This window comes from Pseudomonas sp. 58(2021) (assembly GCF_017491585.1).
Taxonomy (GTDB): domain Bacteria; phylum Pseudomonadota; class Gammaproteobacteria; order Pseudomonadales; family Pseudomonadaceae; genus Aquipseudomonas; species Aquipseudomonas fluorescens_BT.
The window spans coordinates 61,873-84,282 of sequence record NZ_JAFGYZ010000025.1 but is presented as its reverse complement, the minus strand read 5'-3'; the positions used below and the strand labels follow the sequence as shown (position 1 = coordinate 84,282).

The window sequence follows — 22,410 nt, the reverse complement described above, 5'->3', positions numbered from 1 at the left end:
GGCATCAACTCACCAGAACGCCAGCTGCTTGCTGGCGTCCTGGTTTAACACACGCTCAAAGGAATACACATGGAATGGCTGACCAACCCTGAGATCTGGGTTGCCTTCTTCACCCTGACCGCCCTGGAGATCGTCCTGGGCATCGATAACATCATCATGATTTCGATCCTGGTCAGCCGCATGCCCAAACACATGCAACAGCGCACCCGGATCTTCGGTCTTGGCCTGGCCATGATCACGCGGATCCTGTTGCTGCTGTCGATCACTTGGGTCATGCGCCTCACCGCCGACCTGTTCGTAGTATTCGGTCAGGGCATTTCCGGGCGTGACCTGATCCTGTTCTTCGGTGGCCTGTTCCTGCTGTGGAAAAGCTCCCAGGAGATGTACCACGCGCTTGAAGGTGAGGATGAAACCGGCGACGAGCCTTCGGGCAAAGGCGGCAATTTCCTCTACACCATCATCCAGATCGCGATCATCGACATCGTGTTCTCGCTGGACTCGGTGATCACCGCCGTCGGCATGGTGTCCCACGTACCGGTGATGGTCGCGGCGATCATCGTGGCGGTGCTGGTGATGATGGCGGCCTCGGGCAAGATCAGCGAGTTCATCGACAAGCACCCGTCGCTGAAAATGCTCGCGCTGTCGTTCCTGCTGGTGGTCGGTACCGTGCTGATTGCCGAATCGTTCGACGTGCACGTTCCCAAAGGCTACGTCTACTTCGCCATGGCGTTCTCGCTGGCGGTCGAAGCGATCAACATCAAGATGCGCACCGCCATCGCGAAAAAGAAGAAACAGCAGGATCCGGTAAAACTGCGCAAGGATATTCCGGGTCAGTGACTCGAACGCTGCGCAAAAGATCAAAGGGCCTTCGGGCCCTTTTTTCATGGCTGCATGAACCTGTTTTCATGACACTTTTGTTTCAATCCACGCTTTAGCTGTGCAATGCTGGCGCCGAGACCGTTAGCCAACTACAGCTTAAGTATTAAAAACGTAGAAACCGCGCGGTGCCGTCCACTTGCCCCACTGGGGCGCTGCTACTACAGGGGGTCTGCATGCTAACCCTGCTCAATCTGCTCTCTGCCGTGGCTCTGCTGATCTGGGGCACGCACATTGTCCGAACCGGCATCCTGCGGGTGTACGGCACCAATCTGCGCCACGTGATCGGTCAGAACATGTCCAGGCGCTGGCTGGCCTTTGTCGCCGGTATCGTCGTCACCGCGATGGTGCAGAGCAGCAACGCCACCGCCATGCTCGTGACGTCCTTTGTCGGTCAGGGCCTGATGGTGCTGACCCCGGCCCTGACTACCATGCTCGGCGCCGACGTCGGTACCGCGCTGATGGCGCGGGTGCTGACGTTCGATCTGTCGTGGCTGTCGCCGCTGCTGATTTTCCTCGGGGTGATTTTCTTTCTGTCGCGCAAACAGACTCGGCTGGGGCAGATGGGCCGTGTGGCCATCGGGCTGGGGCTGATCATTCTGGCGCTGCAATTGATCGTCGAAGCTGCCGGGCCGATCACTCATGCCAAGGGTGTGAAGGTGATTTTCGCCTCGCTGACCGGCGACATTCTCCTCGACGCTCTGGTCGGCGCGTTGTTCGCGATGATTTCCTACTCCAGCCTGGCCGCAGTGCTACTGACAGCGACCCTGGCCGGTGCCAATGTCATCAGCCTGCCGGTGGCGCTCGGTCTGGTGATCGGTGCCAACATCGGCAGCGGTGTGCTGGCATTCATGAGCACCAGCATGCAAAACGCCGCCGGCCGTCAGGTCGCGCTGGGCAGCCTGTTGTACAAGCTGATCGGGCTGCTGCTGATCATCCCGGTGCTAGATCCGCTGGTGCACTGGATCGACAGCCTCGATTACAGCCCGCAGGAAATGGTCATCGGCTTCCATCTGCTCTACAACACTGCGCGCTGCCTGATCCTGCTGCCGACGGTCGCCCCCATGGCGCGGCTGTGCGCCTGGCTGTTGCCGGAGCGTCCGGAGGTCAACGGCACCGCAAAACCGCGTCACCTCGACCTGACCGCCCTGGTCACGCCCAGCCTGGCGCTGGCCAACGCTGCCCGGGAAACCCTGCGCATGGGTGATCTGATCGACAACCTGCTGGACGCCACACAGGATGTGTTGCGTGGCAAGCAGACCGCCGTCACCCAGGAAGTGCGCAAACTGACCGATGACGTCGAAGCACTTTACAGCGCGATCAAGCTGTACCTGGCGCAGATGCCTCGGGAGGATCTCGGCGAGCAGGACAGTCGGCGCTGGGCGGAAATCATTGAACTGGCGATCAACCTCAAGCTTGCCAGCGATCTGATCGAACGCATGTTGCGCAAGATCCAGCAGCAGAAGACCTCGCAGCGCCGGTCATTTTCCGAAGACGGGCTGGAGGAACTGGCCGGGCTGCACAGTCAGTTGATTGCCAACCTGCGGCTGGGCTTGTCGGTGTTTCTCAGTGGCGACAAGGAAAGTGCTCGGCAGTTGTTGCGTGAGAAACGTCGCTTCCGCGCCCAGGAGCGCCGTCTGGCCCATGCCCATGTCAGCCGTTTGCAACGCAAGATCGTGCAAAGTATCGAGACCAGTTCGCTGCACCTTGAGTTGATTGCCGACATGAAACGATTGAATTCGCTGTTCTGCAGCAGCGCCTATGCGGTGCTGGAAACCTCCGATACCGGCGCGCTGGCGGCGGACGATATGGCGGACATCACGCATTCGCCTTGAACGTCTGGGGTTGTGGTCAGTCAGTAACTCAGCGTTCAGTCTCAAGGATGCCTTCGCGAGCAAGCTCGCTCCCACATTTGAAACGTATTCCCTTGTGGGAGCGAGCTTGCTGGCGAAAGCGATCTGTCTGACGACACGGATCTCCAATTCAGCCGTATGGAAGCTTGTTATGCGTTGCCTGTTGTTCGCTTGCCTGTTGCTCGGTGCCCTGCCCGCCTTCGCCCTGGATCGTTTTCAGGTCGAAGGCTATGCGCTGCCCAACGGTTTGCAATTGCTGCTCAAGCCCGGCACCGAGCGTGGACATGTGGCAATCCGGCTGGTGATCGGTGTCGGTCTCGATGATTTCGCCTGCAATGAAAAGGAGCTGCCGCACCTGCTCGAACATTTGTTGTTCAGCGGCATAGACGCCACCGGCGAAGGCGGCCTCGAAGAGCGCATGCAGGCCCTGGGCGGTGACTGGAACGCCTTCACCAGCAACGCCGACACCACGTTCGTCATCGAAGCCCCGGCGAAAAACCAGCGCAAGGTGCTCGATCTGTTGCTGGATCTGCTGACCCAGACCCGTTTCGACGACAACGCGATCAACGCCGCCAAACGAGTGGTCGAGCGCGAGGATGGCGGCCATTACACCCGCCTGCGGCGCTTTCTCGATCGTCAGGACCTGGGCCACAGCGCGAGCAATCAACTGGCGGTAGAGCTGGGCTTGAAGTGCTCGCAACGGGCCGAAGTCGATGGCCTGACCCGTGAACAGCTGGATAAGGTGCGCAAAGCCTGGTACGCGCCAAACAATATGACCCTGATCGTCGTCGGCGACCTCGACAAGTTGCTGCCGGCCTATCTGGAGCGGGCCTGGGGCGCACTTGAAGCGGTCGACCCGAGTGAACACCGTCCGTTGCCGGACATCCGTGCCAGCGCCGCCCACGAACGCACGATCACACGCGGCTTCGTCGGTAACAGCGCCAAGCTGCACTGGCTGGTGCCGGAGCCGGTGCTGGACGATCAGTACGACCAGACGTTCGATCTGCTCAAGGAATATCTGGAGTGGGCGCTGTACCGCCAATTGCGCCTGAACCACGGTTTGTCCTACGGGCCCTGGGCCGAGCGCGAGGTGTTCGGCGGCGTTGGCTTCATGAGCCTCAACGCCGACCTGGATCGCGGCGATATCGCCGAAGCCGAACAGGTGCTGGAAGGCCTCAAGGCGGACCTGCGGAAAAACGGTCTCGATGCCGACACGTTCAACCGTATCAAGCAAGCAGCCATCGCCCACCAGGCCTGGGCCGTGCAGGGCAACAGCGGCATGGCCGACTATTACTGGAGCGCGCTGGGCGACTACGAAGATGGCCGCTTCGCCGATCCCGCCAGGGAACTGCAAGGGGTCACGCTGGACGCGGCGAACAAGGCCATGCGCGAGTTGCTGTTGCAGCCGGGGTATCTGCGGATCGAGAAGCCGCTGCTCAGTGACGATCAGGTGGTTTGGCTGATCGGCGGCGGATTGGGCGCCGTGTTACTGATCCTGCTCGGCTGGCGCCTGCATAGACGCCAGTCCGTGCATTCAGACTGATCGACAGCCTCGCCACAGCCCCCGGCGGGCGGTACTCTGTCGAGGTTTTTTTCTTCGACTGTCGTGAATCGCCCAAATGCCCAAATTGACCCTCCTGATCCAGCGCATCCTCGAACTGATGAAGCGCTATCCCGGGGTCATTGCGCTCGGCGGTTTCATCTCCGGAGTCGGCAGTTTCATCCTGGTCGACCGGCAACAGGGGCTGGCGAGCTGGATCACCACGATCATGCTGCTGAGTTGGATCTGGCTGATGCTGGAAAACAGCCTGACCGAGCTGTTCACCCGAGTTTTCAAACGGGAAATCCCCCAGCCGCTGCTGCGTTATGCGACGCAGATGATCCACCAGGAAAGCCTGTTTTTCGTCCTGCCGTTCTTCTTCATCACCACCACCTGGAACAGCGGCCAACTGGTGTTCACCGGTCTGCTCTGCATCGCCGCGCTGATCTCGATCGTCGACCCGCTCTACTACAAATGGCTGGCGCCGCGGCGCTGGGCGTTCCTGGCGTTGCATACCCTGACGCTGTTCGCTGCCCTGCTCACCGCGCTGCCGGTGATCATGCACCTGACCACCTCGCAGAGTTTCAAGTGGGCGCTGGGGACTGCCGTGGTGCTGTCGTTCCCGAGTCTGGCGTCGATCTTCCCGATCCGCACCGTGCGCAACGCGCTCGCGATCCTCAGCATCACCATCGGTATCGGCGGCGTCGGCTGGGTGCTGCGTTCGTGGGTGCCGCCGGCAACGCTGTGGATGACCGACGTGGCGATCAGCACCCAGGTGCAGGATCGCGTCCCCGGCGCCAGCCTGGAGCAAGTCAGTGCCGAGCAGATCCGCAACGGCGGGCTTTACGCCTATACCGCGATCAACGCACCGCGCGGGCTCGATGAGCGGATCTACCATGTGTGGCAGTTCAACGGCAAAGAGGTCGACCGGATCGCCCTCGACATCCACGGCGGGCGCAAGGAAGGCTATCGGGCGTGGACCCACAAGCAGGTTTTCCCCGGCAACCCGGTGGGTGACTGGCAGGTGCGGGTGCTGACCGAGGACGACCAGGTGATCGGCGTGCTGCGCTTCGAAGTCACGGACAGCACACCGACCAAAGAAAAGTAATCCGGTTCGTGCTATTACGTAGGTTCGCGAATTTAGCCGAACAAGCACGGAGCTTATGACCAGCAGCTCGATGACCGGTAATGCCCGTCTGGACACCTCGATCAGCCCTGCCCGCCTGCGGGTCACCGGGGACTGGACGCTTGCTCATTACGCCGAGCTCAAGCACCTGAGCGAAACGCTCCGCGGTCAGTACGACGCCAGCACCCCCATCGACCTCAACGGCCTCGGCGCCCTGGACACCGCTGGCGCCTCGCTGCTGGTGGAACTGCTCGGCTCCGAGCGTCTGGGCCAATCCGCCGAACACCCCGATTGCACGATTTCCACGGCCGACCGCGCGTTGCTGCAAACCGTCTATCGCTCGCTGACCGACTTCTGCGTGCCGGTCAAGGAACCGGAAATCAGCGTCAGCGTGCAATTGCTGACCCGCATCGGCCGGGCCGTCGACACGGTGTGGCAAGACACCCTGCAACTGCTCGGCTTCGTCGGCCTGATTCTTGAGACCATCGCCCGAAGCCTGTTTCGCCCCAAGCGCTGGCGGATCACGCCGATGATTGCGCACATCGAACAGACGGGCCTCGACGCTGCACCTATCGTGGCGTTGCTGACCTTTCTGGTGGGCGCCGTGGTGGCGTTTCTCGGCGCGACGGTGCTGGCCAGTTTCGGCGCCAGCGTGTTCACCGTGGACCTGGTGGGCTTTGCCTTCCTGCGCGAATTCGGCGTGTTGCTCACGGCGATCCTGATGGCCGGCCGTACCGCCAGTGCCTTTACCGCGCAGATCGGCTCGATGAAGGCCAACGAGGAAATCGACGCCATCCGCACCCTCGGCCTCGACCCCATGGAATTGCTGGTGGTGCCGCGGGTGCTGGCTTTGCTGGTGGCGCTGCCGATGCTGACCTTTCTGGCGATGATCTGCGGGATCATCGGCGGCGCGGTGGTCTGCGCGGTGTCGCTGGATATCTCGCCGGCGATGTTCCTGTCGCTGCTGCAAAGCGATATAGGGATTCAACATTTCCTGGTTGGCCTGGTCAAAGCCCCGATCTTTGCGTTCCTGATTGCCGCCATTGGCTGTCTGGAAGGCTTCAAGGTCAGCGGCAGCGCCGAATCGGTCGGCGCCCACACCACCTCCAGTGTGGTGCAATCGATTTTCGTGGTGATCGTGCTCGATGCGGTCGCCGCGTTGTTCTTCATGGAGATGGGTTGGTGAGTCGTCTACCCCGCATGCCCTCCGAGGCGGTGATCGAAGTCCGTGGCCTGTGTAATCGCTTCGGCCGCCAGAGCGTGCACGAGAACCTCGACCTGGACTTGTACAAAGGCGAGATCCTGGCCGTGGTCGGCGGCTCCGGCAGCGGCAAGTCGGTGTTGTTGCGCAGCATCGTCGGCCTGCGCCAGCCCAGTGAAGGCATGGTCAAAGTATTCGGCCAGAACCTGCCGAGCCTGCCGGAACATGAGCGTTCGCTGATCGAGCGGCGTTTCGGTGTGCTGTTTCAGAAAGGCGCGCTGTTTTCATCGCTGACCGTAACCGAGAACGTCGCCCTGCCCCTGATCGAACACGCCGGCCTCAGTCGCGACGACGCAGAGCATCTGGCGGCGGTGAAGCTGGCGCTGGCCGGGCTGCCGCTGTCGGCGGCGGACAAGTATCCCGCCTCGCTGTCCGGCGGCATGATCAAACGCGCGGCCCTGGCACGGGCGCTGGCGCTGGACCCGGACATCCTGTTTCTCGACGAACCCACTGCCGGCCTCGATCCGATTGGCGCGGCGCAGTTCGACCAATTGATCCTGACGCTGCGCGATGCGCTGGGCCTGAGCGTGTTTCTGGTAACCCACGACCTCGACACGCTCTACACCATCACCGACCGGGTGGCGGTGCTGGCGCAGAAGAAAGTGCTGGTGGCAGGCCCCATCGACGTGGTCTCGGAAACCGACGACGCGTGGATTCACGAATATTTCCACGGCCCTCGCGGCCGCTCGGCGCTTGACGCCGCCAAACTGCTCAACGAGGTCTGACATGGAAACCCGAGCCCATCATGTGTTGATCGGCCTGTTCACGGTGATTGTGGTGGCGGGCGCCCTGCTCTTCGGTCTGTGGCTGGCCAAGTCCAGTGTCGACACCGAGTTCAAGGATTACGAAATCGTCTTCAACGAGGCGGTCAGCGGCCTGTCCCGGGGCAGCCCGGTGCAGTACAGCGGGATCAAGGTCGGCGATGTGGTCAGCCTGCGCCTCGACCCGAAAGACCCGCGTCGGGTGCTGGCACGGATTCGTCTGGCGGGCGACACGCCGGTCAAGGAAGACACCGAGGCCAAACTCGCTCTGGCCGGGATCACCGGCACTTCGATCATCCAGCTCAGCGGGGGTACGCCGCAAAGCCCGAAACTCAAGGGCCATGACGGCAATCTGCCGACCATCGTCGCCTCGCCCTCGCCCATCTCGAGGCTGCTCAGTGACAGCAACGATTTGATGAGCGGGGTCACGACGTTGCTCAGTAATGCCAATCAGATGTTCTCCGCCGACAACATCGAGCGCGTCAGCAAAACCCTCGAACACCTGGAACAGACCACCGGTTCGATCAACGATCAGCGCGGTGACCTGCGTCAGGCCATGCAGCAACTGGCGACGGTCGGCAAACAGGCGGGCAACATGCTCGAACAGACGTCTGCGCTGATGCGCAACGCCAACGGCCTGCTCAACGATCAGGGCAAACAGGCGCTGGGCAGTGCCGAACAGGCGATGAAATCCCTGGAGCAAAGCAGCGTCACCATCAACGGCCTGCTCAGCAAGAATCAGAATTCCCTCGACAGCGGCATGCAGGGTCTCAACGGTCTGGCCCCGGCGATCCGCGAACTGCGTGAAACCCTGAATTCGCTGCGCGCCATTTCCCAACGCCTGGAGGCCAACCCCAGTGGTTACCTGCTGGGCAGTGACAAGAACAAGGAGTTCACGCCATGAAGCTGACTCACCTCGCCCTCCTCGCCGGCTTCACGCTGATCAGCGCGTGTTCGATCCTGCCCAAGTCCGAACCGTCGGATGTCTATCGCCTGCCGGCGGCACAGGCGCCCGCCTCGGCCAGTTCGGCGGCGACACAGCACTGGTCGCTGCGCCTGAACAAACTGCAGGCCAGCGAAGCGCTGAACCGGCCGGGCATCGCGGTGATTCCTCAGGGTGATGTGATCAGCACTTATAAGGCCTCGCGCTGGAGCGATCCGGCACCGGTACTGGTGCGTAACCGGTTGCTCGATGGCTTCCAGCGCGATGGCCGGGTATCGCTGTTGAGCACCGATGACAGCAACTTCCAGGCGGACCTGGAACTGGGCGGTAGCCTGCAGGCGTTTCAGACCGAGTATCAGGGCCCGCAGGCCAGCGTGGTGGTGCGGGTGGATGCATTGCTGGTGCGCGGTTATGACCAGCGGATTCTCGCCAGTCGCCGCTTCGAAGAGCGTCAGCCGCTCAATGATGTGAAAGTCCCGGCGGTGGTTGCCGGGTTTGGTCAGGCCAGTGATCGGCTCACCGCGAAGGTGGTGGCGTGGGCGGTGGAGCAAGGGCAGAAAGTTGCCCCACCTGCCCGGCCTTGAGCCTTAACCGAAGAACCAGTAGCAGACGCCAATAGCGCCGAGCACGCCCGCGAGTTCGGCCAGCAGCGCGCAACCCACGGCATGCCGGGCGCGCTGGATGCCCACGGCGCCGAAGTACACCGCCAGTACGTAGAACGTGGTTTCGGTGCTGCCCTGGATCGTCGCCGCGACCAGCGCCGGGAAGCTGTCCACGCCCGAGGTCTTCATGGTTTCGATCAGCATCGCCCGGGCGGCGCTGCCCGAGAACGGTTTGACCATCGCGGTCGGCAGCGCATCGACAAAGCGCGTGTCCCAGCCGGCCCACTGCACCAGATGACGGATGCCGTCGAGCCCGAAATCCAAAGCGCCTGATGCGCGCAACACGCCGATGGCGCAAAGCATCGCCACCAGATACGGCAGCAGATTCTTGGCGACGTCGAAACCTTCCTTCGCACCTTCGACGAACGCCTCGTAGACCTTCACCTTGCGCAAGGCGCCGATCACCAGGAACAACATGATCAGACCGAACAGCGTCAGGTTGCCGAGGATCGACGACAGCCCCGCCAGCGCGGTGGCCGACATTGTCGCGAGCAACGCCATGAAGCCGCCGAGAATCAGCGCGCCGGGAATCAGGTAGGCCAGCACCACCGGGTCCCAGACCCGCAGGCGCTGCATGAGCGCCACCGACAGGAAGCCGACGATGGTCGAGCAACTGGTGGCCAAAAGGATTGGCAGGAACACCAGCGTCGGGTCCGGCGCGCCTTGCTGGGCGCGGTACATGAAGATCGTTACCGGCAACAGGGTCAGGGATGACGCGTTGAGCACCAGAAACAGGATCTGCGCGTTACTGGCGATGGTGGAACTGGGGTTGAGCTCCTGCAGCGCTTTCATGGCCTTGAGGCCGATCGGCGTGGCGGCGTTGTCCAGGCCCAGGCCGTTGGCGGCAAAGTTGAGGGTGATCAGGCCGATGGCCGGGTGCCCCGCCGGCACTTCCGGCATCAGCCGCAGGAACAGCGGGCCTAGCGCTTTGGCCAGCCATTCGACGATCCCGGCCTTCTCGGCGATGCGCAGGAAGCCCAGCCACAGGGTCAGCGTGCCGAACAGCAGCACCATGACCTCGACCGACAGCTTGGCCATGGCAAAAATGCTTTCCACCATCGCCGCGAAAATCCCGGCGTTGCCACCGATCAGCCATTGCCCCAGCGCCGAAACGGCTGCCACGATGAAGAAGCCAAGCCACAGGCCATTAAGCATCAGTCAAATCCCCCGGAAGATGCGGCGAATGATAGCGGGGTCGCCAGAAACGACAAACCCCGGATTTCTCCGGGGTTTGTCAGGGTTGCACAGGGGCGACGATCAGTTCTTGGAAATCTCGCCGGCCGGCAGTTTTTCCTTGCTGCGCCAGTGCGGCAGCGAGTTCCAGTAGCGCTGGCCCTTGGCGTCGTCGTACATGCCTTCCCAACGGGCGATGACCAGTACGGCGAGGGCGTTGCCGATCACGTTCAGGGCGGTACGCGCCATGTCCATCACACGGTCGACACCGGCGATGAAGGCCAGGCCTTCCAGCGGAATGCCCACGCTGCCCAGGGTGGCCAGCAGTACCACGAAGGACACACCCGGTACGCCGGCGATGCCTTTGGAGGTGACCATCAGGGTCAGAACCAGCAGCAGTTGCTGGCTGATCGACAGGTCGATGCCGTAAAGCTGGGCAATGAAGATCGCCGCGATGGACTGGTACAGGGTCGAACCGTCGAGGTTGAACGAGTAACCGGTCGGCACCACGAAGCTGCAGATGGCTTTCGGTGCCCCGTAGGCTTCCATCTTCTCGATGACGCGTGGCAGCACGGTTTCCGAAGAAGCGGTGGAGTAAGCCAGGACCAGCTCATCCTTGAAGATGCGCATCAGCTTGATCACCGAGAAGCCGAACATCTTGGCGATCAGACCCAGAATCACGAAGGCGAAGAAGGCGATGGCGACGTAAACCAGGATCACCAGCTTGGCCAGTGGCAGCAGCGAGGCGAAACCGAAGTTGGCCACGGTCACCGCGATCAGGGCGAACACGCCGATCGGGGCGTAGTTCATGATCATGTGGGTGACTTTGAACATGCTTTCCGAGACGCCCTGGAACATCTTCACCAGCGGCTCGCGCAGGTCCGACTGCAGGCTCGACAGACCGAGACCGAACAGCACGGAGAAGAAGATGATCGGCAGCATCTCGCCGCGGGCCATGGCCGCGAAGATGTTCGACGGGATCAGGTTGAGGATGGTCTCGATGAACGCGTGTTCATGCTGTACTTCGGCGGCGGTCGCCTGGTACTTGGAGATGTCCACGGTGCCCAGAGTGCTCATGTCGATGCCGGCACCCGGATGGAACAGGTTGGCCAGCAGCAGGCCGACGACAATGGCGATGGTGGTGACGATTTCGAAGTAGATGATGGTCTTGAGGCCGATACGCCCGAGCTTCTTGGCGTCGCCCACGCCGGCGATGCCGACGATCAGGGAAGAGATGACGATCGGGATCACGATCATCTTGATCAGACGGATAAAGATATCGCCTGCCGGTTGCAGGACGTTGCTGATCCACCAGGCCTTCTCGGCACTGAAATGGTTGAGCAACGCACCGATTGCAATCCCCAATACCAGACCGATGAGGATCTGCCAGGCGAGGCTAAGCTTTGCCTTCTTCATATTCTTTACCCTTACTTGCGTTTGACTCAAGGCACATGCAGGAACTGGAACGCTCTTGGCGGAAAAGTCTGTGCATCTGCCTCCGTATAAGGTGCCCCGAAGCGCGTGTTTACGGCTCTCCGGCAGGCGAAAAAAGGCGCAACTATTCCCATGCGGGGTTGCGCCGTCTAATGCCGTAAACGCCTACCCTATACCGAATCGGCATGAGCTTTTTTAAATGAAACTGGCGTCCCAACCGGTTCGAATACGACATTTCGGCAGGCATAAGTGCCGTGAACCGGCCATTACAGCGTAGGTTGGTTATTTTTTGAACGAGTGATTTCGTCGAAAAATTTAGGAAAAAGCCTACGTACGGAAACTAAATGTCCGACTTACTCGATCGACTCTTTCTAGATATACGGTCGCCAGGAAACACCGCGAAATGCTTTCGCACGCAGTGTGAGCGATAAAACGACGAGCTGAACGCTCTGGATCAACGTTTTGTCACGTTGAAAGCTCAGCGCAAGTCCGTCGAACCGTTCCGGTTGGCGAACTTGCGTCGCAGCTTTTACCCTGACCCGGCCCTCATCGCAGGCACTCCCTGTACCCGTAGGTCACTCCGACCCTGCAACAGTCAGAACGTCCCGGCCCCCTGGTCATGCACCGGCCTTCCTCGGGCGGGTGCAATGGAGGACAGCCTTTCAGCTGCCCTCATGTTCAATACCAGTTCGGATCTTTCTTGAGCGTTTCCATCAACAGATCCTGCATGCCCTGATCGGGTTTGCCGAGGAAGCGGTAGGTGGCATGTCGCGTTGGCGACTTGTCGGCCGGCAGTCCTTCAGGCACATCGACGAGCATGGCGTAAGCGTGTTTCTTGTCGAAGCTGAACGCGACGATCAAGCGGTGGTTGAGGCACTTGTCCTGCGATTCGCAGAGCGGCCCGACCAGGTACTTGTCGCCATCTTCAGTGACGGCATTCATCTGTTGGTCTGGCGTACCGGAGAGGTTCATCACCCATTCCGGCAGGCGTTCTTCCTTCTTCACCACGCCTTCCCAGGTCTCCCTGTATTGCGGGTCTGAACTCAACAGTTCGTTGACCCGCGTCTGGCCATCATTGGCCGCCATCGCCATGGCACTGCCGCCCAGAAGCAGGGCGGCTGCCAGTGTCTTTAGAGCACTCATGGTCAACCTCGGCCGCGACGGCCGAAGAAGAAGGAGGCGATGAACATCACCAGGAATACGACAAAGAGAATCTTGGCGATACCCGTGGCGGTGCCCGCGATACCACCGAAGCCCAGTACCGCAGCGATGATGGCAATGATCAGGAATGTGATTGCCCAGCTCAACATGGTGATTCTCCTTGTTTCTATTTAGGGATGTTGCCGGTCTCGGCGCAGCGGCGCCCAGATTCGTGGATCAGAAAACCCAGCGTTCTTCACGCGGCATGTCGCCCAGCGGCTGAGGCTGGTCGACATCCATCATGCGCATTGCGCCGCTTTCGGCGTGGCTGCTGCTGACGGCGCTGAAGTGTGTCTGCGTCGCGTGTTGCATCGAAATCAGGGGTTCAGGGTGCTGACTCTGTTCCCAGCGCAGGTACTGCTGGCAGGCGAGCAGGGTGATCAACAGCGCGAGTGCGCCAAACAGGCCCTGCTGAAGATGCAGGGGCGAGATACGCAGTTGGGCGGCACGTTGGCGAGTCATCCTGGGTTCCTCACTCTTATTGGGTTAGGGCAGTGCTTATCTGCCCGGGCTGAGAGAGGTATTGCAGCCGGCATGCCAGCTTTTTTGTTTAAAAAAATTCAATAAAATCAGATAGTTATTAGTGGTATGAAAATTTATGACGACGCATCCTGCACGATGGGTCATCCACGGTCGTGCGAAATGCACGAATGTTTCGTAGGAGAAATCATTCTTTTTGAATTGAGAGCAGGGTGTGGATGTCAGAAACATAAGCAGGCAAATGCCTGAAAAGCGTCGATTTGGAAAAAAATCAACAAAATCAGCTAATTAGCCGTTAGAGCAGGAGAGAGCTACCCTGCTATGACTGGAATCGATCAGAATCAACCATGCAACTTGCCCGATTTTTCCGGGACTAACCCAAGACATTCACTTATGGAGCGTAGGAAAAATGGAATCAGCCACTGAGCATCAAGGCCGCATTCTGCTGGTGGATGATGAATCCGCCATCCTGCGAACCTTCCGTTATTGCCTCGAAGACGAAGGCTATACGGTTGCCACCGCCAACAGCGCGGCCCAGGCCGATGCGCTGTTGCAGCGTCAGGTGTTCGATCTGTGCTTCCTTGATCTGCGCCTCGGCGAAGACAACGGTCTCGACGTGCTGGCGCAGATGCGCATTCAGGCGCCATGGATGCGGGTGGTGATCGTCACCGCCCATTCGGCTGTCGATACAGCGGTCGATGCCATTCAGGCCGGTGCCGCCGACTACCTGGTCAAACCCTGCAGCCCTGACCAGTTGCGCCTGGCCACCGCCAAGCAGCTTGAAGTACGCCAGTTGTCTGCGCGTCTGGAAGCCCTCGAAGGCGAGATTCGCAAACCCAAGGACGGACTCGATTCCCACAGCCCGGCGATGAAAGTCGTTCTGGAAACGGCGCGGCAAGTGGCGAGTACCGACGCCAATATCCTGATCCTCGGCGAGTCCGGCACCGGTAAAGGTGAATTGGCCCGGGCCATTCACGGCTGGAGCAAGCGCGAGAAGAAATCCTGCGTCACCATCAATTGCCCGTCGCTGACTGCTGAACTGATGGAAAGCGAGTTGTTCGGTCACAGTCGCGGTGCGTTCACCGGGGCCAGCGAAAGCACCCTGGGCCGGGTCAACCAGGCAGATGGCGGTACGCTTTTTCTCGACGAGATCGGCGATTTTCCTCTGACGTTGCAACCCAAGTTGCTGCGTTTCATCCAGGACAAGGAATACGAGCGGGTAGGGGATCCGGTCACCCGCCGCGCCGATGTACGCATTCTCGCGGCGACCAACCTCAACCTTGAAGACATGGTGCGCGACGGTCGTTTCCGAGAAGACCTGCTGTATCGCCTGAACGTCATCACCCTGCATTTGCCTCCATTGCGCGAGCGGGCCGAAGACATCCTGACCCTGGCCGACCGCTTCCTGGCCCGCTTCGTGAAGGAATATGCCCGTCCCGCCCGCGGCTTCAGCGACGAGGCCCGGGAAGCGCTGTTGGGTTACCGCTGGCCAGGCAACATCCGTGAGCTGCGCAACGTGGTCGAGCGGGCGAGCATCATTTGTCCGCAGGAGCGTGTAGAGATCAGCCACCTCGGCATGGCTGAACAGCCGGCCAACAATGCCCCGCGGGTTGGCGCGGCCCTGAGTCTCGATGAGCTCGAGAAGGCTCACATCGGCGCGGTGCTGGCGACCGCCGGCACCCTCGACCAGGCTGCCAAGACTCTCGGGATCGATGCCTCGACCCTGTATCGCAAGCGCAAGCAGTACAACCTGTGAGCGTGCGCCGATGAAACTGGCGATGAAGTTGCGGACCCGCTTGTTCCTGAGCATTTCCGCGCTGATCACCGTGGCCTTGCTCGGGCTGATGCTCGGGCTGGTCAGCGTGATGCAAATGGCCGGTACTCAGGAGGCATTGATCCGCAACAATTTCGTCACCCTCGATCTGGGGCTCAAGCTGCGTCAGACCTTGGGCGATCAACTGATCATGATGCTGGCCGAGAAGCCCGATCCGGTGGCCTTCGAAGCGTCCAAGCAGCATTACTTCGAACTGCTCGACGAAGGCATCGCCCAGGAACAGAAAGACGATGGACGCCAGTACGGGTTCAGTCAGGCCAAGGCGGATTATCTGAATTTCCTCCAGGCGTTCGATGTTTCCCGCGACCCTGCTGCAGCCCTGAGTGGCAGTGGCGATCTGCGCGAGCGCTTCAACACCCTGCGCAACGGGTTGATCGCCGAGCACAAGCACGCGCTGGATAACATCAACTCCGTACAACACGCCGCCCGCGACCGGGCCTTGCTGATTGCCGGCCTGCTCGGGCTGGTGGGGCTGGCGGTGTTGATCATCGGTTTCATCACCGCCCAGGGGATTGCCCGCCGGTTTGGGGCTCCGATCGAAGCCCTGGCGAAAGCGGCAGACAACATCGGCCAAGGCAATTTCGAAGTAACCCTGCCGGTGTCCTCGGCCATGGAAATCAATCTGCTGACCCGGCGCTTCGGGTTGATGGCCGAAGCCCTTCGCGAGCATCAGGCGACCAATGTCGACGAACTGCTGGCCGGCCAGCAGCGCTTGCAGGCGGTGCTCGACAGCATCGACGACGGTCTGCTGATGATCGACCGTCAGGGGCACCTTGAGCACTTGAACCCGGTGGCACAGCGACAACTGGGCTGGGACAGTGACCGTTTCGGCCAGGGACTGGGCAGCGCCTTGCAGCGTCCGGAACTGGATGCACAACTGCAACTGGTATTGCGCGGCGGCACCCTTGAGCGCGCACCGGAAGACTTGAGCGTCGAGGTCGATGGCGAATCCCGGCTGCTGACTTACAGCCTTACCCCGGTCAGCCATACCCAGGGCCATATTCTCGGCGCGGTGATGGTGCTGCACGATGTCACCGAACAGCGCGCGTTCGAGCGGGTGCGCAGCGAATTCGTGCTGCGTGCTTCCCACGAACTGCGTACGCCGGTGACCGGCATGCACATGGCGTTCGGGCTGTTTCGTGAGCGGGCAAAGTTCCCGGCGGAGTCCCGTGAGTCCGATCTGCTCGATACCGTCAACGAAGAGATGCAGCGCTTGATGCAGTTGATCAATGATCTGCTGAATTTTTCGCGCTACCAGAGCGGCCTGCAGAAACTCACGCTGGCGCCGTGTTCCATCGAGGATTTGCTGGCCCAGGCGCAATTGCGTTTTGCCGATGCGGCGGCGCAGAAGGGGGTGGCGTTGAATGTCGAGGTGCAGAGCCCTTTGCCACGTTTGCAGGCCGATCAGGCCCAGTTGGATCGAGTCCTGGACAACCTGATCGACAACGCCTTGCGCCACACCGCCCGCGACGGGCAGATCCGCTTGCAGGCGCGCCGCCACGGCGAGCGGGTGATCATCAGTGTCGAGGACAATGGTGAAGGTATTGCCTACGGCCAGCAGGGCCGGATTTTCGAACCTTTCGTACAGGTCGGGCGCAAGAAGGGTGGCGCCGGGCTCGGACTGGCATTGTGCAAGGAAATTGTCCAGCTGCATGGCGGGCGGATGGGCGTCTATTCGCGGCCGGGGCAGGGCACGCAGTTCTACATGGCGCTGGCAGTCTAGGCTTCGTCGTCCATCCGGCGGCCGGCGAGCCGTCGTCCTCGGGTGATCAGCTCAATGAATTGCACGGCGCTCAAGGCATGGGCGAACAGCCAGCCCTGACCGAACTTCACGCCTTCGCTGCTGAGCAGCGCCGCCTGGGATTCATATTCGATACCCTCGGCGATCACTTTCAGATCCAGTGCCTGAGCCATGTGAATGATGTGCGGCGCGACACCGCTGCTGGCCGCGTCATGGCCTAGGGCGTCGATGAAGGCCTTGTCGATTTTCAGGCAGTCCACCGGCAGGGTCTGCAGGTAGGCGAGGCTGCAATAGCCGGTGCCGAAATCGTCGATCAGCACTTGGTGGCCCACATCGCGCAACGCTTGCAGGTTTTCCCGGGCCACCACTACATCGATCAGGCCGCGCTCGGTCACTTCAAATGCGATTTGCCGCGCCGCCACCCGATGCAGGCTCAGCAGCCGCGCCATGACCTGGCCGATGCGCGGCACCATCACATCGCATGCCGCCAGATTCACTGAGATATACAACTGCGGATTGGCCCGCAGCAGTTGGCCCAGTTGCTCCAACAGGCGCTGGAGGACGAAGTCTGTCATCTGGCGAATCTGCCCGGTGTTTTCCGCCATCGGGATGAACAGATCGGGACTGGTCAGCGTGCCATCCGGCCGGCGCCAGCGCAGCAGGGCTTCGGCGCCGACGCAGTTGCGGCTGTCGAGATCGAAGATCGGTTGATACAAAACCTGCAGTTCGCCCCGGCGAATGGCTCCGTGCAGTTCGGCGTCCAGTGACTGGCGCTGGCGCACGACCCAGAACACCACCACCCCCACCAATGCACCCAGCACCACACAGAACGGCACCATCCACCACCACAATTGCGGGATATGCATGCCGGTACGCGGTGTGATCAATACCAATTGATATTCCGGATTGTCGGTCGGCATGCGATAGATGAGACGGGTCTGAGTGACCTGCAGCGCGTCGGTGGATTGCGGCGGCCACGGTTCAGTCGGCGGCCAGGCCTGTGGCACGCCGAGCACCGGAATCGCCCGGGTCCCGTGATCCAGCACCACCAGCAGGCTGCTGTCGGGGGACAGGTCGACCATGTCGGTCAAATGCCCGCGAGAGGTGGCCACACGAAAGTTGCCGCGTCCGAGCATCAGCGCCGCGCGGTTTTCGTCGGGTTCGGTGGTGGTGTTCAGCCAATAGCTGTAGGTCGGGCCCTTGATGTCCGGCGGACGGACGACTGACAGGCCTTCCTGGCGCGGACGGTTCGAGCAGATGCGCGAAGCATCCATGTAGGCCGCTTCATAGACAAAGCGATAGTTGAAGGTCACCTGCTGCAATGTAGCGATCATCTCGTCGTCGCAGCTGCGCAGGGGCTGGGCCTCGAGGTCGTCGAGGCTTTCACGCAACTGGCCGAACAACTGCTCCAGGCGGGCCAGGAAGCGCTCACCCTGGGCGTTCATTTCCTGGCTTTCGCTCTGTTCGACCTGGTGCATAGCCACGAACAACCCGCCAGTGATCAGCAGGCCTGCGCTGAGGACAGCCGCCAGCATCGCCAGAAACCACGGACGATAAAACCAGCTGCGCAGTGTCTCTCGGGTGGCAACCATCATGGATATCCGAAGAGTTACCAATGAGTTATAGCTGCTGATTGCCTTTTCGCCCTGACCGTCGGGCGGGCGTCATTATTTTGTCTGATTCAACACCAGCAGCAACGCTGCGGTTTGCGCGTCCGGCATACCGTCGAAGCGGGAAGGGCGGAAGTGCATCTGAAAGGCTGCGAGAACATGACGGGTTGCCACATCCAGTTCGCCGTTCTGCGGCGTCGCGTAGCCCAGGCGTGCCAGTTGTGTCTGGAACCAGCTGATGCTCGGCAACTCGACGTCGAAACGAACTTGCTGACGGGCTACCGCCTGCTCATCGGGCCACAAGCCAAGGCCTTCGGCAGCCAGGCGCTTCCACGGGAACAATGGGCCCGGATCAAGCTTGCGCAGCGGTGCGATATCGCTGTGACCGATGATGTGATCCGGGCTGATCCCGTTGCGTTTGCTGATGTCCCGGAGCAGCACGATCAGCGACTGTACCTGGGCCTCACTGTATGGATACCACACGCGTCCGGTCGGCGTGTCCTTGAAGCCTGGGTTGACGATTTCGATGCCGATGGAGCTTGAGTTCAGCCAGGTACGGCCTTGCCATTCGCTTTCGCCGGCATGCCAGGCACGGAGGTTTTCGTCCATCAGCTTGTAGATCGTGCCGTTCCTGTCATCGCCGATCAGGTAGTGGCTGCTGACTTCACCGTGGGTCAGTAGTTGCAGTGAACGCTCAAGGGAGGCGGAGGTGTAATGCACGATCACGAATTGCGCGCGGCTGTCGTGATTGGCAGAAGGATGGCTGGTGTCGTAGCGCGGTCCGCTGGCACAACCGGACAGAATGAGCAGCGATGCGATGAGGGCAAGGAATTTCATGGCAGTACACGTCAGTCAGTAATGCAACAGTGTAACGTACTGACTTGCATGCGAACGGCAAAAGGGCTGATTTAAATGAAATGGAACAATTGTCTTCAGCCCAGCTCCACCCGGTTACGTCCTGCATTCTTTGCCCGGTACAGTGCCTGATCGGCTCTTTTGAGTACAAGATCGCTGTGTTCTCCTGGCCTGAACGCTGCCAGTCCCATTGAAATGGTGATCGTCACCCGCTCGCCCTTGAAGTGAAACGGGCAGGCCTCGATGGCGGCGCGCAGGGTTTCCAGCAGTTTGGCACCGACGGCCGGCGGGGTGGCCGGCAGGAGCAGGACGAACTCCTCGCCACCGAACCGGGCAATGAAATCGCTGTCACGCAGGCGCTTGCGCAGCACTGTGGCGATGATCTTCAACACCTTGTCGCCGGCCAGGTGCCCGTAGCTGTCGTTGATCCGTTTGAAGTGATCAAGGTCGAGCATGGCCAGGCTCAGGGTATTGCCATGCTGCTGCCATTGGGCGATTTCGTGGTCGAGCCGTTCGCCCCAGGCGGCGCGGTTGGGCAGCCCGGTAAGCGGATCGATCAGGGCTTTCTGGCGTTGCTCTTCAAGGTGTTCGCGGTAGCCGAGGGCTTCCTGCTCCATATGCGCCACGCGTTCGGCGAGGCTTTTCAAGCGGCCAGCCACTTCCTGTTCACGGGCGTCGCGCTGTTTCTGATGCTGGTCCATCGTGCCGAGCAGGCCTTCGAGGTGGTTTTCCAATACCTGCTTGAGGTCGTCCAGGTCCGCCGCTTCCTGCACGCTGTTCTGCAGACCGTCGACCTGTTCACGGATCTGGGTGTCCATCGCTCGCGCCGCAGAGCTGTTGTCGGCGTGACCTTCGCTGGCGGCCTGCAGGTTGCTCTGGAACGCTTCGAGGCGTTCGTTGAGCTGCTGCAGATACGCCTCGAATTCGTGCTGGCCGCTATCGGTGATGGCCAGCATCAACGTCGCCAGATCGTCGAGGATCGGCAGCAATTCGTACCAGTTCAAGCCATTTTTCAGCCGGTCACGCATGGCTTCGGCTTGCGGGCGGTGACGCTCCGGCAGGGTCAGGTCATCCAGCAGCCCGATCAGCGTGTCTTCGATGTGCTTGGCCACCGAGCTGTAGGAGGGTTCGGGTGAGTCTGGCAGGGCGTAGAGAATGTCATGCTCGGACTGCTCCGGATCGATGGCCGCGAGGGCCTGCGCGATGGGCTCGGGCAGGGGCAGGCTGTCGAGGAAAACCGGGGGCGGGTTGTCGCCGGGGTGGATCAGTTCGTCAGGATTGATGGCCGTTGGTGCCGACGGAGTGAAGACCGGAGGCGGCGCGAAGGTTGGCGGCTCTGATTCCGGCCCGGCTGGTTCCGGTTCGCCGGGAGTGGTAACGACTTCTGGAGGGATCCGGACCGGCTCGAAGGCCACCACTTCCGGCTCTGCAACATGCTCTGGTGTTGATAGTGGTGCGGGTGCTGAAGCCTGCGTTGGTGCGACAAGAGGTATGGCGACCGGTGCTTCGCTGACAGTGGCGATGGCTGCCGGTTCGGCGATTGCGACAGGCGCTTCTGGCATTGGCGCGCTTTCAGGCGCAGCGGGTGGTTGCGCTGGCTGAGCGGCTGGAGACTTCACGACAGGCTGAGCCGCAGGTGCGGGCGCTTCCTCGCTGTCGCGGCTGCCGAACAGGCGCTGCAACAATCCCGGACGTCCCGGTTCCGCCGGCGTCTCCAGTTGGCTCAATGCCTTGCCCTGCAAACCGCTGAGCTCGCTGAGCAGCAGCGGCATTTCCCGCGCCTGGCTGACCCGGCCATCAAGCTGCTTGGCGAATTTCTTCAGTGGCTGAGCGACATCCCGGGGCAGGGGAAGCGATTGCAGCTGAGCCACCAGCGAGTTCAGGGCGGTGCTGACCTGCTCGATCCGGGTTTCACGGCGTTGCTCGGAGTCGAGCACGGCTTTTTCAAGACGCGGCAACAGGGCGGCGAGTCTGGCATCCATGTCGTCGGTGCGCACCACGTCGCGCATTTCCTTCATGCATTGGTCGACCACGCGGTCGGTGCCTTCCGCCGCGAGAGTGCTACGCACCAGGCCGCGGCGCAGCAGGTCGAGCCGGGCGTCCCATCGACGTTCGAGCTTTTCCTGTTGTTCGATGCTTTTGAGGTATTTCTCTTTCCAGCGCTGGGCTTCGTCGCTCATTCAGGCGTTCCGCGAGGGGCAGGACTCAACGCGGGCAATGCATCGGCCGTGAGCGAACCCGGCAGACGAATCTCTACCGCGACGGGCAGGTGATCGGAAATCGGTTGGGCCAGCACTTCGACCTTTTCCAGGGTCAGGGTCGGGCTGAGCAGAATATGGTCCAGGCAACGCTGCGGGCGCCAGCTGGGGAATGTCGCTTCGAGTTGCGGAGCCAGCAGGCCGAGGTCGCGCAAGGGCGAGTGCTGCAGCAGGTCGCTGGCATGGGTGTTCATGTCACCCATCAGCACCTGATGCTTGTAGCCGCCGATCAGCTCGCGGATATAGGCCAGTTGCAGGGTGCGTACCCGGGCGCCGAGCGCCAGGTGCATCATCACCACCACCAGTGCCTCGGGACCTTCGCCGAAGCGCACCAGAATCGCCCCGCGACCTTTCGGTCCCGGCAGCGGATGGTCTTCGATCGCCCACGGACGCAGACGGCTGAGCACACCGTTGCTGTGCTGAGCCAGTCGGCCGAGGTTGCGATTGAGTTGTTGGTACCAGTAGGGGAAGGCGCCGAGCTGAGCCAGATGTTCGACCTGATTGACGTAGCCTGAACGCAGGCTGCCGCCATCGGCTTCCTGCAGGGCGACCAGATCGAAGTCGCCGAGCAGATTGCCGATCTTCTGCAGATTGCCGGAACGGCCGGGGTGCGGCAGCAGATGCTGCCAGCTGCGAGTCAGGTAGTGCCGATAACGCTCGGTACTGATGCCGACCTGGATATTGAAGCTGAGCAAGCGCAAACGGCTGTCTGCGGGCAGGCCCGTGGATTCCAGGTGATGCTCGTTGACCTGCGGATCATGCAGGCCGACGAGACGTTCGGTTCCCCAGCGGCGCATGGCGAC

The 22,410-nt window shown here is 61.2% G+C and carries 19 protein-coding genes; 10 read left to right on the top strand and 9 right to left on the bottom strand.

Annotated elements, in window-relative coordinates; translation table 11 throughout:
• The first annotated feature begins 69 nt into the window (after nt 1-69).
• The 8 genes from J5M72_RS24420 to J5M72_RS24385 all read left to right on the top strand — a co-directional run bounded on the left by J5M72_RS24420 (nt 70) and on the right by J5M72_RS24385 (nt 8,944).
• Nucleotides 70-837, top strand: coding sequence for a TerC family protein (locus J5M72_RS24420; protein WP_169428237.1), 768 nt, complete (start codon nt 70-72; stop codon nt 835-837).
• Nucleotides 838-1,052: 215 nt separating this feature from the next.
• Nucleotides 1,053-2,711, top strand: coding sequence for a Na/Pi cotransporter family protein (locus tag J5M72_RS24415; protein WP_207867353.1), 1,659 nt, complete (start codon nt 1,053-1,055; stop codon nt 2,709-2,711).
• Between the two features lie 169 nt (nt 2,712-2,880).
• On the top strand, nt 2,881-4,272 hold the full coding sequence (locus tag J5M72_RS24410) for an insulinase family protein (RefSeq protein ID WP_207867351.1): 1,392 nt from the start codon (nt 2,881-2,883) through the stop codon (nt 4,270-4,272).
• Nucleotides 4,273-4,348: 76 nt separating this feature from the next.
• On the top strand, nt 4,349-5,377 hold the full coding sequence (locus J5M72_RS24405; RefSeq protein ID WP_169428240.1) for a DUF5924 family protein: 1,029 nt from the start codon (nt 4,349-4,351) through the stop codon (nt 5,375-5,377).
• A 55-nt stretch (nt 5,378-5,432) separates the two neighbouring features.
• Nucleotides 5,433-6,581, top strand: coding sequence for an ABC transporter permease (locus J5M72_RS24400; RefSeq protein ID WP_169428241.1), 1,149 nt, complete (start codon nt 5,433-5,435; stop codon nt 6,579-6,581).
• Nucleotides 6,582-6,595: 14 nt separating this feature from the next.
• Nucleotides 6,596-7,381 carry an ATP-binding cassette domain-containing protein gene (locus tag J5M72_RS24395; protein WP_207867369.1) on the top strand — a complete coding sequence of 262 codons (786 nt, stop codon included), beginning with the start codon at nt 6,596-6,598 and terminating at the stop codon, nt 7,379-7,381.
• 1 nt (nt 7,382) lies between these two features.
• Nucleotides 7,383-8,321 (top strand): MlaD family protein, encoded by a 939-nt coding sequence (locus tag J5M72_RS24390; protein WP_169428243.1) that lies wholly within the window; start codon nt 7,383-7,385, stop codon nt 8,319-8,321.
• The gene (locus J5M72_RS24385) at nt 8,318-8,944 is read left to right on the top strand and encodes an ABC-type transport auxiliary lipoprotein family protein (RefSeq protein ID WP_169428244.1); all 627 of its coding nucleotides are present in this window, start codon (nt 8,318-8,320) and stop codon (nt 8,942-8,944) included. Before J5M72_RS24390 ends, J5M72_RS24385 begins: the two co-directional genes overlap by 4 nt.
• Nucleotides 8,945-8,947: 3 nt before the next feature.
• Here J5M72_RS24385 and J5M72_RS24380 read toward each other — a convergent pair whose 3' ends face one another.
• The 5 genes from J5M72_RS24380 to J5M72_RS24360 all read right to left on the bottom strand — a co-directional run bounded on the left by J5M72_RS24380 (nt 8,948) and on the right by J5M72_RS24360 (nt 13,291).
• Nucleotides 8,948-10,177: a spore maturation protein gene (locus J5M72_RS24380; protein WP_169428245.1), complete on the bottom strand. Its 1,230-nt coding sequence runs from the start codon at nt 10,175-10,177 to the stop codon at nt 8,948-8,950.
• Nucleotides 10,178-10,279: 102 nt separating this feature from the next.
• Nucleotides 10,280-11,611 carry a glutamate/aspartate:proton symporter GltP gene (gene gltP, locus J5M72_RS24375; RefSeq protein ID WP_064379587.1) on the bottom strand — a complete coding sequence of 444 codons (1,332 nt, stop codon included), beginning with the start codon at nt 11,609-11,611 and terminating at the stop codon, nt 10,280-10,282.
• Between the two features lie 696 nt (nt 11,612-12,307).
• Nucleotides 12,308-12,772 carry an inhibitor of vertebrate lysozyme family protein gene (locus J5M72_RS24370; RefSeq protein WP_207867349.1) on the bottom strand — a complete coding sequence of 155 codons (465 nt, stop codon included), beginning with the start codon at nt 12,770-12,772 and terminating at the stop codon, nt 12,308-12,310.
• 2 nt (nt 12,773-12,774) lie between these two features.
• Nucleotides 12,775-12,939, bottom strand: a complete 165-nt coding sequence (locus J5M72_RS24365) for a DUF1328 domain-containing protein (RefSeq protein ID WP_003177151.1) — start codon at nt 12,937-12,939, stop codon at nt 12,775-12,777.
• A gap of 67 nt (nt 12,940-13,006) precedes the next feature.
• Entirely contained in the window at nt 13,007-13,291 is a 285-nt protein-coding gene (locus J5M72_RS24360; protein WP_207867347.1) for a hypothetical protein, read from the bottom strand.
• 427 nt (nt 13,292-13,718) lie between these two features.
• On the opposite strand from J5M72_RS24360, the gene algB reads away from it, so the two are divergent.
• Complete coding sequence (gene algB, locus J5M72_RS24355; protein WP_025112294.1) at nt 13,719-15,065, top strand: sigma-54-dependent response regulator transcription factor AlgB; 1,347 nt, start codon at nt 13,719-13,721, stop codon at nt 15,063-15,065.
• A gap of 10 nt (nt 15,066-15,075) precedes the next feature.
• Nucleotides 15,076-16,866 carry a KinB sensor domain-containing domain gene (locus tag J5M72_RS24350; protein ID WP_207867345.1) on the top strand — a complete coding sequence of 597 codons (1,791 nt, stop codon included), beginning with the start codon at nt 15,076-15,078 and terminating at the stop codon, nt 16,864-16,866.
• Here the strand turns inward: J5M72_RS24350 and J5M72_RS24345 are convergent.
• The 4 genes from J5M72_RS24345 to J5M72_RS24330 all read right to left on the bottom strand — a co-directional run bounded on the left by J5M72_RS24345 (nt 16,863) and on the right by J5M72_RS24330 (nt 22,404).
• Nucleotides 16,863-18,479, bottom strand: a complete 1,617-nt coding sequence (locus tag J5M72_RS24345) for an EAL domain-containing protein (RefSeq protein WP_169428249.1) — start codon at nt 18,477-18,479, stop codon at nt 16,863-16,865. The genes J5M72_RS24350 and J5M72_RS24345 overlap by 4 nt on opposite strands.
• A gap of 72 nt (nt 18,480-18,551) precedes the next feature.
• Complete coding sequence (locus tag J5M72_RS24340) at nt 18,552-19,331, bottom strand: N-acetylmuramoyl-L-alanine amidase (RefSeq protein ID WP_169428250.1); 780 nt, start codon at nt 19,329-19,331, stop codon at nt 18,552-18,554.
• A 95-nt stretch (nt 19,332-19,426) separates the two neighbouring features.
• Nucleotides 19,427-21,529, bottom strand: coding sequence for a GGDEF domain-containing protein (locus J5M72_RS24335; protein WP_207867343.1), 2,103 nt, complete (start codon nt 21,527-21,529; stop codon nt 19,427-19,429).
• Nucleotides 21,526-22,404: an endonuclease/exonuclease/phosphatase family protein gene (locus tag J5M72_RS24330; RefSeq protein ID WP_169428252.1), complete on the bottom strand. Its 879-nt coding sequence runs from the start codon at nt 22,402-22,404 to the stop codon at nt 21,526-21,528. The genes J5M72_RS24335 and J5M72_RS24330 overlap by 4 nt, the downstream gene beginning before the upstream one ends.
• Between the last annotated feature and the right edge of the window lie 6 nt (nt 22,405-22,410).

Coding starts and splice junctions, on each gene's coding strand:
- J5M72_RS24420 (WP_169428237.1), top strand. CDS start 70: ATGGAATGGCTGACCAACCCTGAGATCTGGGTTGCCTTCTTCACCCTG.
- J5M72_RS24415 (WP_207867353.1), top strand. CDS start 1,053: ATGCTAACCCTGCTCAATCTGCTCTCTGCCGTGGCTCTGCTGATCTGG.
- J5M72_RS24410 (WP_207867351.1), top strand. CDS start 2,881: ATGCGTTGCCTGTTGTTCGCTTGCCTGTTGCTCGGTGCCCTGCCCGCC.
- J5M72_RS24405 (WP_169428240.1), top strand. CDS start 4,349: ATGCCCAAATTGACCCTCCTGATCCAGCGCATCCTCGAACTGATGAAG.
- J5M72_RS24400 (WP_169428241.1), top strand. CDS start 5,433: ATGACCAGCAGCTCGATGACCGGTAATGCCCGTCTGGACACCTCGATC.
- J5M72_RS24395 (WP_207867369.1), top strand. CDS start 6,596: ATGCCCTCCGAGGCGGTGATCGAAGTCCGTGGCCTGTGTAATCGCTTC.
- J5M72_RS24390 (WP_169428243.1), top strand. CDS start 7,383: ATGGAAACCCGAGCCCATCATGTGTTGATCGGCCTGTTCACGGTGATT.
- J5M72_RS24385 (WP_169428244.1), top strand. CDS start 8,318: ATGAAGCTGACTCACCTCGCCCTCCTCGCCGGCTTCACGCTGATCAGC.
- J5M72_RS24380 (WP_169428245.1), bottom strand. CDS start 10,177: ATGCTTAATGGCCTGTGGCTTGGCTTCTTCATCGTGGCAGCCGTTTCG.
- gltP (WP_064379587.1), bottom strand. CDS start 11,611: ATGAAGAAGGCAAAGCTTAGCCTCGCCTGGCAGATCCTCATCGGTCTG.
- J5M72_RS24370 (WP_207867349.1), bottom strand. CDS start 12,772: ATGAGTGCTCTAAAGACACTGGCAGCCGCCCTGCTTCTGGGCGGCAGT.
- J5M72_RS24365 (WP_003177151.1), bottom strand. CDS start 12,939: ATGTTGAGCTGGGCAATCACATTCCTGATCATTGCCATCATCGCTGCG.
- J5M72_RS24360 (WP_207867347.1), bottom strand. CDS start 13,291: ATGACTCGCCAACGTGCCGCCCAACTGCGTATCTCGCCCCTGCATCTT.
- algB (WP_025112294.1), top strand. CDS start 13,719: ATGGAATCAGCCACTGAGCATCAAGGCCGCATTCTGCTGGTGGATGAT.
- J5M72_RS24350 (WP_207867345.1), top strand. CDS start 15,076: ATGAAACTGGCGATGAAGTTGCGGACCCGCTTGTTCCTGAGCATTTCC.
- J5M72_RS24345 (WP_169428249.1), bottom strand. CDS start 18,479: ATGATGGTTGCCACCCGAGAGACACTGCGCAGCTGGTTTTATCGTCCG.
- J5M72_RS24340 (WP_169428250.1), bottom strand. CDS start 19,331: ATGAAATTCCTTGCCCTCATCGCATCGCTGCTCATTCTGTCCGGTTGT.
- J5M72_RS24335 (WP_207867343.1), bottom strand. CDS start 21,529: ATGAGCGACGAAGCCCAGCGCTGGAAAGAGAAATACCTCAAAAGCATC.
- J5M72_RS24330 (WP_169428252.1), bottom strand. CDS start 22,404: ATGCGCCGCTGGGGAACCGAACGTCTCGTCGGCCTGCATGATCCGCAG.